Source organism: Mesorhizobium sp. M1A.F.Ca.ET.072.01.1.1, from assembly GCF_004023325.1.
Classification (GTDB): domain Bacteria; phylum Pseudomonadota; class Alphaproteobacteria; order Rhizobiales; family Rhizobiaceae; genus Mesorhizobium.
The window spans coordinates 1-12,504 of sequence record NZ_RZSF01000198.1 but is presented as its reverse complement, the minus strand read 5'-3'; the positions used below and the strand labels follow the sequence as shown (position 1 = coordinate 12,504).

The 12,504-nt window shown below is 63.7% G+C and carries 12 protein-coding genes; 2 read left to right on the top strand and 10 right to left on the bottom strand.

Going from position 1 to position 12,504, the window contains the following annotated elements; genetic code table 11:
• From EOA32_RS23850 to EOA32_RS23825, 6 genes are all read right to left on the bottom strand, one after another.
• Window positions 1–536, bottom strand: a 536-nt coding sequence (locus tag EOA32_RS23850; protein WP_128373046.1) for a tetratricopeptide repeat protein, incomplete at its 3' end; no start/stop codon positions are given.
• Window positions 536–928, bottom strand: a complete 393-nt coding sequence (locus tag EOA32_RS23845; protein WP_067000929.1) for a response regulator — start codon at window positions 926–928, stop codon at window positions 536–538. The genes EOA32_RS23845 and EOA32_RS23850, both read right to left, overlap by 1 nt.
• A gap of 183 nt (window positions 929–1,111) precedes the next feature.
• The gene (locus EOA32_RS23840; protein WP_128373045.1) at window positions 1,112–1,498 is read right to left on the bottom strand and encodes a response regulator; all 387 of its coding nucleotides are present in this window, start codon (window positions 1,496–1,498) and stop codon (window positions 1,112–1,114) included.
• A 5-nt stretch (window positions 1,499–1,503) separates the two neighbouring features.
• Window positions 1,504–3,945, bottom strand: coding sequence for an ATP-binding protein (locus EOA32_RS23835; protein WP_128373044.1), 2,442 nt, complete (start codon window positions 3,943–3,945; stop codon window positions 1,504–1,506).
• Between the two features lie 176 nt (window positions 3,946–4,121).
• Window positions 4,122–4,976 (bottom strand): alpha/beta hydrolase, encoded by an 855-nt coding sequence (locus tag EOA32_RS23830; RefSeq protein WP_189407332.1) that lies wholly within the window; start codon window positions 4,974–4,976, stop codon window positions 4,122–4,124.
• A 19-nt stretch (window positions 4,977–4,995) separates the two neighbouring features.
• Window positions 4,996–5,844, bottom strand: coding sequence for an Lpg1974 family pore-forming outer membrane protein (locus EOA32_RS23825; protein ID WP_128373042.1), 849 nt, complete (start codon window positions 5,842–5,844; stop codon window positions 4,996–4,998).
• Window positions 5,845–6,180: 336 nt separating this feature from the next.
• On the opposite strand from EOA32_RS23825, the gene EOA32_RS23820 reads away from it, so the two are divergent.
• Together EOA32_RS23820 and EOA32_RS23815 are read left to right on the top strand one after the other, a co-directional pair.
• Complete coding sequence (locus EOA32_RS23820) at window positions 6,181–7,374, top strand: cytochrome P450 (protein WP_189407330.1); 1,194 nt, start codon at window positions 6,181–6,183, stop codon at window positions 7,372–7,374.
• Window positions 7,371–7,964, top strand: a complete 594-nt coding sequence (locus EOA32_RS23815; protein WP_128373040.1) for a hypothetical protein — start codon at window positions 7,371–7,373, stop codon at window positions 7,962–7,964. Before EOA32_RS23820 ends, EOA32_RS23815 begins: the two co-directional genes overlap by 4 nt.
• A 37-nt stretch (window positions 7,965–8,001) precedes the next feature.
• Here the strand turns inward: EOA32_RS23815 and EOA32_RS23810 are convergent, their stop codons facing one another.
• The 4 genes from EOA32_RS23810 to EOA32_RS23795 all read right to left on the bottom strand — a co-directional run bounded on the left by EOA32_RS23810 (window position 8,002) and on the right by EOA32_RS23795 (window position 12,479).
• Window positions 8,002–8,868, bottom strand: a complete 867-nt coding sequence (locus EOA32_RS23810) for an alpha/beta hydrolase (RefSeq protein WP_128373039.1) — start codon at window positions 8,866–8,868, stop codon at window positions 8,002–8,004.
• Window positions 8,868–9,299 carry a hypothetical protein gene (locus EOA32_RS23805; protein ID WP_128373038.1) on the bottom strand — a complete coding sequence of 144 codons (432 nt, stop codon included), beginning with the start codon at window positions 9,297–9,299 and terminating at the stop codon, window positions 8,868–8,870. The genes EOA32_RS23810 and EOA32_RS23805 overlap by 1 nt, the downstream gene beginning before the upstream one ends.
• 148 nt (window positions 9,300–9,447) lie before the next feature.
• On the bottom strand, window positions 9,448–10,788 hold the full coding sequence (locus EOA32_RS23800; RefSeq protein WP_128373037.1) for an HlyD family type I secretion periplasmic adaptor subunit: 1,341 nt from the start codon (window positions 10,786–10,788) through the stop codon (window positions 9,448–9,450).
• Window positions 10,785–12,479 (bottom strand): type I secretion system permease/ATPase, encoded by a 1,695-nt coding sequence (locus tag EOA32_RS23795; RefSeq protein WP_128373036.1) that lies wholly within the window; start codon window positions 12,477–12,479, stop codon window positions 10,785–10,787. The genes EOA32_RS23800 and EOA32_RS23795 overlap by 4 nt, the downstream gene beginning before the upstream one ends.
• Window positions 12,480–12,504: the final 25 nt, after the last annotated feature.

Below are 12,504 nucleotides of genomic sequence, written 5' to 3'. Positions count from 1 at the left end.
CGCCTGCCCTGCTCCAACTGGATGGCGACGGGATCGGGCCGCCGGTGGGGCGGCTTCTTCGCCGGCGCCGCGGCAGCCGGAACCGGCTTCGCCTGGCTGGCCTGCTTGGCCTTGCGGATGTTCTCTAGAAGCGCTGCCGCGTCGGCATTGCCGGGCTCTGCCTCAGCGACCTTCTCGGCGAGCGGCAGCGCCGCATCCAGATTGCCGGAGCGGAATTCGACCTGGGCCATGCCGAAGCTCGCATCGCGATAGGCCGGGGCAAGGGAAAGCGCCCTGGAAAAGGCGTCGCGCGCCGCCGGCAGATCGTTGCGGCCGAGCTCGGCGAAGCCAAGCTGCACAAGAGCGTCGGCATTGTCAGCTTTCAACGCCAGCGCGCGCCGGAAAAGATCGGCGGCCTCGTCGAAATGCTGCGCCTGCCTGGCCTTGACGCCGGATGCGTAGAGCTCGTCGACAGTCTGCGCCAGCGCCGCGCCGGGAGCGGCGGCGATCGCCAGGATCAGGCATGCGGCAAAGGCTGAGTGCCGGCCGCGCCGCATCAGCGCTTCCCGCCCTTGCGGGCGATGAGACGCGCCAGCCGGGCCAGTAGCTCCTCGGGAATGAACGGCTTCACCAGATAATCGTCGGCGCCCTTCTCAAGCGCCGAAACGATGTCCTTCTCGGCCTTGCGCGCGGTCAGCATCACCACCGGAGTCTTCGACAGCACCGGGTCGCCCTTGATGCGCGCCAGCACCTCGATGCCGTCGGCCTTGGGCATCATCGCGTCGAGCACGATGATGTCGGGGCCGTCCTGCTCCGCCTTCGCCAGCGCCTCGGCGCCGTCCACCGCTTTGATGACCTCGTATCCCTTCGCCCTCAGCCTGAATTCCATCAGCTCGAGCAACAAGGGATCATCGTCGCAGATCAGAACTCTTGCCTTCGCTCCATCCACCACCAGTCCTGCTCCGGTTCCGTCGCCCCCCGGAGTGATGACGCCGCGCGATCTTAGATAAAGCCGATTCGCGGCGGCCGCATTTCGACACAATCACTAGATGAATATTGGGCCATGGTATAGGAGCGGCAAACGCAAAACCGACTTTGCCGACAGGCATCTTTTGCGCGGCTTTCTCGCCGGCTAAACCGGGCCGGAACGCCCCGAAAGCAGCCTTCTCACCTCGCCCGCAAGCGCCAGCGGGTCGAACGGCTTGGCGATCACTCCCACGGCTCCCATGGCGAGATAACGCTCCACCTCATGCGTCTGGGTGCGCGCCGTGATGAACGCCACCGGAATCGCGGCCGTCAGCGGCGAATCGGCCAGGCGCCTCAGTGTTTCCGGCCCGTCCATGTCCGGCATCATCACGTCGAGCAGGATGAGGTCAGGGCGCCAATCGGCGGCATCGGTCAGCGCTGAGATGCCCGAGGCGCTGGACCGCACCTCGAATTCGGGCTCGAGTTCCAGCGACATCTGGGCGATTTCGCGGATGTCATCCTCGTCATCCACATAGAGGATCCTTGCCGGCATAATCATCACTCCTTGGCACTGGAGGCGGGTCTGGCGCTATCGAGCGATGAGACCAACATGCTCCTGACCAGCCTGGCGACATCGATCTCCGACGCCTTGGTCTTGGTCATCATCGCCTGCACCCGGCCACCGAGGTTCTGATCCAGCTCGGCCGCCGAGAACACGATGACTTGGGTTTCCAGCGGCAGATCGATGAGCAGATCCAGTCCCGATCCGTCGGGAAGCAGTATGTCCAGGATGACCAGGTCGAAGCGATGCTTTGCCACCGCCTTCCGCGCCTCCTGCAGCGTTTTGGCGGAAGCGATCAAGACGCCTGGACCGAGCCCCGCTGACATCACGGCAAGGACGCCCTCGTCGTCCTCGACGTGGAGGATTCTCGGCCTCCGCTCGACCTTGCTGGCGAGGATCTTGGCGAGAGCGGCGTGAAGGCGCGCCGAATCCACCGGCTTCTCCAGCCAGTCGACGATGCCGATGGCGGTTCCGTTCAGCGAGCGCCTGGCTTCGTCGGCGATGGCGGAGATGACGATGACCGAAATCTCGGAATTCACCGGTGAGACCCTGATGTCGTGGAAGAGCTTGATGCCGGATTCTCCGGCCAGCTTGATGTCGAGGGTCAGCGCCACATAGTCGCGGGAGTTCAGGAGCGCTTTTGCGGTACCGATATCGGGGGCGACATCGCTGGAGAAGCCGCCGGCGTCGAGAAGTGCGGCGATCACCGCAGCGATGTCGGACTCGTCCTCGCAGATGAGGACGCGCAGGCGGCCATCGCGCTTTCGCGACCGGCGCTCGACCAAAACCGGCTTCTCGACACTTCTCTGCGCTTCGGCAAGATCGACGTGAAACGAGGTTCCCTTGCCTTCCTCGCTTTCGAAGGACACGGCGCCGCCGAGCTTTTCGACGATGGTCTTGACGATGCTCAGGCCCAGGCCGGTGCCCCCCTTCTTGCGGGTGCTGGAGGCATCGGCCTGCTCGAACTTGCCGAATATGCGGCTGCGGAACGCTTCCGGGATGCCGGCGCCTTCATCGATAACGGAGATGCGCAGCATGTCGCGCTCGCGACGCTGGAGCTTCACCATGACAGTGCCGCCGGGATCGGAGAACTTGATCGCGTTCGACAGCAGGTTCGCCATCACCTGGTGCAGGCGATCGGGGTCGATATTGGCTTCGGCGCGCGGGGCATCGTCGACCAGGACGATGCGGATCCCGCTCTCGGCCATGTAATTGGAACTGGCGGCGATGGCCTGCTCCAGCACCGCACGCACGGGCATCTGCTTGATCTTGAAGGTGATGACGCCCGACTCGATCTTCTCCATGTCGAGGATGTCGTTGATGAGAAGAACCAGCCTTTCGCTGTTGTTGTGGGCGATGTTGACGAGGTTGGCGGCCTTGGGCGGCAGCTCGCCCGCGACGCCGGCTGCGATCAGGCCAAGCGAGCCGCGGATGGATGTCAGCGGCGTTCGCAATTCGTGGCTGACCGTGGAAATGAAGTCGTTCTTGAGCTGGGCGTTTCGCTTCTGCTCGGTGATGTCGCGATTGTAGGCGATGACGCCGACGATCTTGCCGGCCTCGTCGCGGAACGGCGCCTTCAGCGTGTAGAGCCAGCCCTGCCTGCCGTCAGGCAGGAGCGCGGGCTGATCGATGCGCAACGTCTGCCCGGCCTCCAGCGCGCCCATTTCATCCTGCCTGAAGCGCTCGGCCACGTCCTTGGGATAGAAATCGAAATCCGTCTTGCCGATGAGGTCCTCGACGGAGGCGGCGCGCACCAGTTCGGCGGTGGCTGGATTGGCCGCGATGAAGCGCCCTTCCGCATCCTTCACGTTGAGACTATCCGGCAGCTCGCGAACCATGGCACGGAATATCATGTTGGACATGGCGAGATCGCGTCGCCGCTGCTGCCGGTCGAGCAGCACGGCAATGATGAAGGTGCTCAGGAAGCGGAACAGGAGCGACGGCAACGTGCTCTGCTGCACGAAGCCGGTCACGACCTGCGAGGGAATGACCAGAAGCGTGATCAGCCCGGCCAGCGCGACCGACAGGCCGAGGCCGAGTATGTCGAACATGGTGCGCGAACGGACCGCGACGATGTGGTGCCAGGCCAGACCGACGACGGCGGTGATCAGGATGCTCATGACGCCGACTTCGGCGCCCTGACCGCCCAGATGAAGACGATAGGCGATGGAGCCGGCAGCGGCGATGAACATCGCCGGCCATCCGCCGAAGAACGCGGCCGCGCCGATAAACGCGGCACGCAGGTCGACGATGAAGCCAGAAACGGACAAGGCCGTCGCCATGGAAATGACCGCGCCCGCGCACATGACCACGCCCAAAAGCAGCGACTGTGCCCGCCGCGAGAGACGCCCGGTGAAATCCGCCACAAGGTCCCAGGCGACGATAAGGATGGAGACCAGGGCAAGATTGGCCAGGAGTGAGTGCCAGATCTCGGTCATGACTTTTCCGGCTCCGTTTTTTCCGACAAATACCGGCAAAATCTATCCGAGGTCTAAAGAGCGGGCGGAGTAGGCTGATTCGGAGTGACACGCCGAATACGAGACAGGCGACCAAGATCCCGTCGGACCGACGCGATCATACCGGAACATGTCGAGGGGCTCGGCGGCGGGTGGCTCTAAGCCAGACTGCGGAAGCTCGACGGTGGCCGCAACACCCAGCCCTCGATCTCGCGGGTGACGAAGGCAGCGGCCTGGTGGTGGATGAAATGCCCGGCACCAGGCAGCGCCAGCAGCGATGTGACGTTGTCGACCTCGCGATATGTTCCGTCATATGCGCCGGCCGGAATGTAGGGATCATCGGAGCCGAACATCACCAGAGTCGGCGCCCTGACTGGCGGCAGAGGGCCGATATCCGGCATCTTGCCCAAAGGTATATTGGCTCTGTAGTAGCTAAGCATCGCATCAGGGTGGGAGCGCTCAAGCGACTCGACGAGCAACTGCCGTTCGGCTGCGTCGGCGACCCAGCCGCCTAGCTCCTCCGGCGTCGGTATGGCGCCGCTGATCCCCTGGAAACGACGGATGTAGTTGATGGTGCCGGCATTGGCCGGATCGTGGATGGCGCGCAAATAGTGGCGGGGGTGCGGCGCCGACAGTAGCACCAGATGGCGCACGAGCTGCGGCACGCGCATCGCCAGCCACCAGGCGATCATGCCACCCCAGTCATGGCCAACGACCGAAACCTGGGAAAGGCCCTCCGCCGCCAGCACGGCCAGGACATCCTCTACAAGGCATGGCATGAGTGCGTAGTTGGCATGCCCCTGCGGGGCATCGCTTCGCCCAAAGCCGCGCAGATCCGGCGCCAGTACCCTATACCTGCCTTCGAGTGCCTCGATCTGGCGACGCCAGCCGAGGCCATGGTCGGGAAAGCCGTGCAAAAACAGAATCGGCGGGCCGAAGCCCGCCGCAATGTAGTGCAATTTGACGTTGCCGTTGGCCGCGAACCTGGACTCGAAACCGGCTTCCAGATTCACTTGCAGCGAGCCGCCGCCGTCACATCTTGACTTCGAGGCGCAGGAACGGACCGTCGAACGTCTGGTTCTTCTGGTCCGCCTTCACGATCAGATTGTGCCACTGCTCGATCTTGTAGCCTGCCGTAAAGGTAGTGTTCGCGATGGGAGTCCAACTCAAGCCGACCGAAGCCTCGACATTGGAGACGGTCTCACTCGAGTGCTGGCTAGACAGTGTATCGGAAAATTGCACGTCGGGGTTCGTAAATGTCACATTTTGCCGAATGCGGTCGGTGCGGCGCCCCCACATGACGGACCCTGCAACCGAACCCGTCAAGCCCCACGTCTCACCAACCGGATAGTAAGCCTCCGCACCGATGCGCGGACCAATGCCCCAGTATTCCGAGGTGCCGATTTTGTCAGTGGAGAAGCCCTTGTCGGTGGGATCGGTGGGTGTTGCCGAGAAGGATGAATGGAACTCGGTCTGGTCGGCGTGCAGCAGTCGCAGGCCACCGAAGAAACGAATGTCGGCCGTTTGCACCTTCACATGCTTGCCGAGATCGAAGTCGACCGTCTGGAAATCGAATCCGTGACTGAGAGACGCGCTGAGCACACCACCGGGGACCGCTTCGCTGTCGCCCTCCGACCAGTTCCTGCCGGTATGAAAGGCGCCGGCCAGGCGCCAATCCATGTCCGGCGAAATCTGCTTGGTCAACGCTATGGAGCCGTTGAAGCCGGCCTTGCTGGGCGGAAGACCGAGCTTGTCGGCATCATGGATGTCATTTGAAAAGTACGAGCCTTCAAAGGCGAGCTTGATGCGCGAATCGACGACCGTCTGGTCTGTTGCCTGCGCGTCATTCGCATGGGCCGCCACCACGCCGACAGAAGTCATTGATGCAGCCGAGGCCGCAACAGTCGCCAAAAATTTACCGGATGCCTGCGCCCGCACGCTTTCCCCCAAAGAATCCAAACCCAAAACCCGCGGCAAGCTAACTCATGGGAAGCATCCGCGAAAGCCACTGATATGTCTTCGTCAGGCGCTGTGACACCTTTGCCACAGCAACCATCCCATGGACGCGGACCTGAGGCCTTGGATCCCGCTACACGTGTGAGCTGTCGGACCTGGGTCCAACCAGCCTATCGACTCGAAGCAAATGTGCTAAGCGTCTTGGACGGGTATGTCAGCCGCCGAAACCGGCCATATCCGGTTGCGGATGGCGGGGGCCAGATGAATCAATCGCAGATCGAGGACGTCCTCAACAGTCTCGTTTACGCGCTCTACGCCCAAAGCGGTCGACAGGGAGCGGGCGAGAATCGCATCGGAAACCTCCAGGTGTTCGACCATCCTGATGCGGTCGACCACATCGTCAAGTCGCCGGCGCTGTTCCGCAAGAACTTCTCGATGATCTCGGCCCTGGGCTATAGCCGTTTCAACACCAACGATGAAAATTGGGCGATTCGGCGCGAGATCACCCAGGATGCCTATCTGGCGGCTGCGAGGCCGGCCCAGCAAAACGCGGTATCCGAAATCTACACGGCCCGCCTCTTGCAAAGCGATGCGACGCCGGACGGGATCCAGAAGGCACTGTTTTCGGCCTCTCTCACCATCTTCTATCGCGCCTTCGGCCTGGTCGCGGACATCGAGCAGACGCTCACGCTGATCGACCGGGTCCGCGAAGTGCTGCGCCGGCTACAATATTTTTCCTGGGTAGTGCCTACGATTTCCGAGCGTGACGGGGCCGTGTACGACGCCCGCCAGGTGGTCGCCGATTTTGCCGCCCAGCTCGCCGCCGAGCTATGCGCTGCGGCGGAGATGGCGCGCTTCGCTGAGAAGGCCAAGGCTGTCCGGGGTTTCTCGCCCGTCGAAGAGTTCGTCATGAACGTCTTTGCCGGCGTAGAGACCACCGTCGCCACGGTGCTGTGGGTGATCGATCGGTTGGGCGCCAACGAGAAGGTGCAGCAGCGCATTCAGGACGAGATCGATACGGGCAAGCCGGACACGCCCTATACCGACTGCATCGTCAACGAGACGATGCGCTACTTACCTCCGATCCCCTTCCTGGTCCGGGAGGTGGGGGCGGAGACGTCACTGGACGGCAGGCAGCTGCGGGCCGGACAGCTCATCCTGCTCTCCGTGGTGGGCGTGCACCAGCATCCCGCTTTCTGGGTCGATCCGAAATCCTTCGATGCCAGCCGCAAGGAATTCATCGACGATACGTATGACCGTCGCGCCTTCATCCCTTTTCTCACCGGGCCACGCATGTGCGGCGGCGCACGCCTCGGTCGGCTGGAGGTCAGGGAGGCGGTGCGAGCGATAGTGCGCCAGTTCACCTTCAACCGGGCGGACGATGTGATCCGCTTCGACTATGGGCTGGCGTTGCGGCCGGCGGCCGGCTCCTCGGTCGCAGTTGCCCGGCGATGAACCAGGCCTCCCGGACCCGTCCGCTCGTCGAGGGGGAGCGGTTCTCTTTCCCACATGTCGGTGGCCGCCGCTACGTGCGCGGGCTGGACGTCGTGGCTCTGATCGAACGCCGCTACCCGGATTTCGCCCGACTCGACCTGAAGTTCCTGCGGCCGATCGCCCACCATGCGGCCATCACCTTCCGACGCGATCACGGCACGGCCGTGGTGGTCTCGCTTGCGCCGACCGAGGGCGCGCCACTCGACCTCTACATCGTCAACCTCGACAAGGCTGAGGGGCCGTCCGGCAAGGAGCCTCGGCTCGCCCCTCACATCGCCTTGCCCGGGAGTGGCGCCTACCATCGCTACCTCGTGCTTGGCCGGCGCAGCCACGCTGAAATCCTTGCAGTGGTGTTCAACCGGTACCAGGCCGCCACAGGCCGGCGCTTCGTGCTAAGGGCGCTGCATCTCGAACCGCCGCGTGCCGCAAGCATCGAACTGGTCAGCCTCAGCGAACCAACGACCGAACGCGGACTGGGCGTGTGCTCGATCACTCGCCAAGGCCGGCGCTGGTGCAGGATCGAGATGATCGAGGCGCAAGCGTCGGGGTGACGTCAACGACTTAAATTAAAGATCGGTTCGACGCCCGTCATGCGGCGGTGAGGAAACCGAGAATGAGCAGCGCCTGGTCGAGAGTCATCAGCGAGGGCGGGTGGCCTGCATCGACATTGTCGGCCACCCACAGGTCCGGGCGAACAAGCCGGGTGCGCTCGATGGCCTGCCTGTCGATGAAATTGCTGTCGCGGCCGTACATCAGGAGGAACCGCGCCTGCACCTTGGCGACAATCTGAAACAGATCGTAGTCGCGCCCGGCCATGGAGCCGAAGCTCCCGGTCGTCGCGGGGTCATAGGCCAGGCGGAAACCATCGGGGCCGGAAATGACCTTGTTGGCGACATAGCGCGAAAACACGGCTTCCTCGACCGGCCTCATGAAGGAGCGGGTCGAGCGCACATACGCCTCGGCCTCGGCGCGAGTGGCGAACTTCGCTTCGCTATCGCGGATGATCTCGGCGCGTATACGGTCGACATTGGCTCCGCCAAGCATGGGAACGTCGTTGAGCACCACCTTGGTCGCCCGCGAGCGGGTCATGTAGAGAAACAGCAAAAGGATCGTGCCGCCCCAGGAGGAGCCGATGAAGTGGTTTTCCTTGCCGGCAAATTGGCCGAGCGCGCGCAGGCAATTGTAGTAGACATTGATGTCGTAACCCGAACCCAGATAGGCGCTGCGGCCTCGCCCGAGCAAGTCAGGGCAGATCACCAGATAACCGTTGCGACAAAGGAGGGCTGCCAGGTAGTCGAAATCGGCGCCGTTGCCGGTAAAGCCGTGCAAACAGAACACGGTTCCGTGCGGCGCGCTTGCCGGCTGCCAGATACGCACGAACATCGACGCATAGCGGTCGTCGAGGCGGATGAGGATCTCCTGGGTCAGCGCCTCGATGGATACTGGATGCGCCATCAGGCGTCCCGCTTGCGCACAGCGCGTTTCATTGCGCCGCGGGCATCAATGAAATCGCGCTTCCAATAGACGGATTTGTCGAGATTGAGCAGCTTGGCCTCCTTGATCAGCGGCAGGATGTGCGAGGACGAGCGCGTTGCCAGTACCGTCACAGCGACGGCAGGGCCGCCGGGATAGGGATTGAGCGGACCATTGTTCGCGACCCACGCCTCAGCAATTTCGCTGCTGGTCACGATCCAGCCGACATAGGCAACGATGGCATCGTCGATCGAGCCGATCAGATGTGTCTGCTGCTCGAGTTGGTAACGAAGCGACTTCACCATCTGGCCGAATTCATAGCCGTCGAATGGCGGATAGTGAGCGATGAAGTTGCAGACAAGCCCGAGCGAGACCGGATTGAAAGGAACGCGGGTGAAGAGGAGATTGCTCATGCGGACTCAGGGGTTGGAAACGGGCGCGAGATTATGCTGAGCAGCCAAGGTAGGGCTAGTGGGGAAATGGGAATCGACCGCCGGCACCGCCGCAATGCTTGGACTGCAGCCGTCCAATGCTTGCGCTACCCCTTGACGGGCAGTTCCCTCACTTCTGCCGGAAGGCCGTATGGAGCGACGTGGTCAGCGGCCCCAGAATGTAGTCCAGCGCGGTGCGTTCCTCGGTGACGATCATGACCTGCGCCGGCATGCCGGGATAGAGCTGGATCTGCGGCGCAGCGGCGAGTTCCTGCTGATCCACCGCCACGTCGGCAACGTAATAGGGAAAGCCGGTCTTGGCATCGGTAACGCGGTCCGCCGAGACGCGGGTGACGCGGCCGTGGATGACTGGCGTCGTGCGCTGCTTGTACGAGGTGAAGCGGACCTCGGCCGTCATGTCGGCGCGCAGGCTGGATATGTCCTCGACCTTGACCTGCGCTTGAACGATCAGCGAATTCCTGGTCGGCACGATATCCAAAATGGTCTGGCCGGGCGCGACGATCGCGCCGGTCGAAAAGACGGTCAAGTCCATCACCTGGCCGTCATAGGGCGCGCGCACTTCGGCGCGGTCCACCGTGGCCTGTGCGGCAAACATCTTCGGCACCAGATCGGCAAGGTTCGACTGGGTTTCGATCAGCATGGCCGAAAGTTTTGCGCGACGCTCGTTGGTGAGCTGCGCGATCTGGCTTTCGAGTTCGGCCTTGCTCTGGCGATTTCCGGCGATCTCGCCGAGCGCCTGGTCGATCAGGCCCTGCAGGTCGGAGGCCGAGCGGTCGAGCTCCAGGATGCGCGGCTTCGTCGTCAGCCCCGCCTTCAGCAGCTTGTTGAGGCTCGCCTTTTCGTCGATCGTCGACTTGAGCTGCGCGCGGAAGGACTCGACGCGCGCCTGCTTGCCATCGATCTGCTCGTCGAGTTCGGCGATGCGCTTCTGCAGGATCTGCCTGGCGCCGGCCATCGAGGCGCGCTGGCTCTCGAGGTCGGCAATCTGGTTGGCCATGGCGTCCTGCAGATAGGCCTGGTGCTCGGCGGTGATGTCGTTCGGGAAGGCAACCGCCTCATGGCCGTCCAGCTCGGCGCGGATGCGGGCATCGGTGGCGCGCAGCAGCGCATATTGCTGCGAGTAGAGGTTGAATTCCGACCGCGCGCGGGTGTCGTCGAGCAGCACCAGCACATCGCCGGCCTTGACGATGTCGCCATCCTTGACCCGGATTTCCTTCACCGTGCCGCCGTCGAAATGCTGGACGCTCTTGCGGTTGCCCTCGACCTTCACCACTGCATCGGCAAGCACCGCGCCGTTGAGCGGCGCGACCGCCGCCCAGCCGCCGAACACGCCGAAGAAGGCGGTGATGATGAGCAGGCCGATCCACACCGGTGCCCGGATCGAATCCGCATTGGCGCCCGCATCTTCGGTGCCGGAGAGGTTGCTATAGGAAGCGGCGATATCGGTCATTGGGCCGCCATCGTAATCGGTGCCGCGCGCTGGTTGAGCAGCGCCACGATTTCGTTTCTCATGCCGAAGGCTTCGACCGCGCCATCCCGCAAGAGCAGGATCTTGTCGACATTGGCCAAAGTCGAGGGCCGGTGCGAGACGATGATCACCGTGCTGCCGCGACGCTTCAGCTCCAGCGCGCAGTCGGCCAGGGCGCGATCGCCGTCGGCATCGAGATTGGAGCTCGGCTCGTCGAGCACGATGAGGTTCGGCATGCCGAAGACGGCGCGGGCAAGCGCGATGCGCTGCCGGTAGCCACCGGACAGCACCGCCCCGCCCTCGCCGATCTGCGTCTCGTAGCCTTGCGGCAGCCGGATGATCATCTCATGCACGCCGGCGAGCCGTGCCGCCTCGATCACCTCGCGGTCGACATCGGTCTTGAAGCGGCCGATATTGGCGGCCACCGTGTCTGAAAACAGCTCGATGTCCTGCGGCAGGTAGCCGATATGGTCGCCGAGCGCCTCCCTTCCCCACTGCGTCATGTCGGCGCCATCGAGCCTGACCGTGCCGCGGCTCGGCTGCATGATGCCGGCGAGGTGACGCGCCAGCGTCGACTTGCCGGCGCCGGAAGGGCCGACGATGCCGAGCGCCTCGCCTGCCTCGAGCCGGAACGACACATCACGCAGCAGCACCTTCTGCAGGCTGGGAATGGCGAAGCTCAACTGCTCGACGGCGACCTTGCCGGTGGGCTTCGGCAGGTTGAACGAGCGTTCGCCCTGCGCGCCGCCGTCCAGCAGCCTCTCGACCCTGCCAAGGGCGGCCCGCGCCAGGATCAGGCTGCGCCAGAGGCCAACGATCTGCTCGACCGGCTGCAGCCCCCTGCCCAGCAGCAGGCTGGCCGCAAACATCGAGCCGCCGGTGATCTGCCGCTCGATCACCAGATAGGCGCCGAGGCCGAGGATCAGCGACTGCATGGTGAGGCGCAGGAAGCGGATCAGCCCGGACATGACCGCTGCCCGGTCGCTCGCCCGCCCCTGCTGGCCGAGCGCCAGGCCGCGATCGCGCCCCCAGCGCCGGACGAGGCCGTCGATCATGCCCATGGCGCGGATGACTTCCGCGTTCCTGAGGCTCATTTCGGTGAAATTGTAGTTGGCCGTGGCAAGGTCGTTGGCCTGCTTCAGCGGCGCCCGCACGATATATTCGTTGAGCACCGCCATGGTGATGAGAAGCAGCGAGGAGCCCAACGCGAAGAAGCCGAGCCAGGGATGCAGGAGGAAGATGATGCCGATATAGATCGGCGACCAGGGCAGGTCGAACAGGGCATGGATACCGCTGCCGGTGATCACCTGCCGGAAGGTGTCGAAATCGCGGATCGGCTGGCTTGGCGAGGCACCCTGCGACGGGGTCTCGACGGAAGCCGCCAGGATCCTGGCCGAAAGCAGCCGGTCGAGCCGCGCGCTGGCACGCGTCAGGATCGCGGCGCGCACGAGGTCCAGACCGGCGAGCGCCAGGAACGCCGCAAGCAGCACCAGCGTCAGCATCACCAGCGTCGTCTCGCTGCCGCTGGTGACCACCCGGTCGTAGATCTGCAGCATGTAGAGCGGCGACGCGAGGTAAAGCAGGTTGATCGCCAGGCTGAACACCGCCGCAAACAGGAAATAGCGGCGGCAGGCGCGAAGCGCTTCCCTGACGATTTTAGGCTTGCCGTTCAATTTCCAGAACTCCACTCGATACACG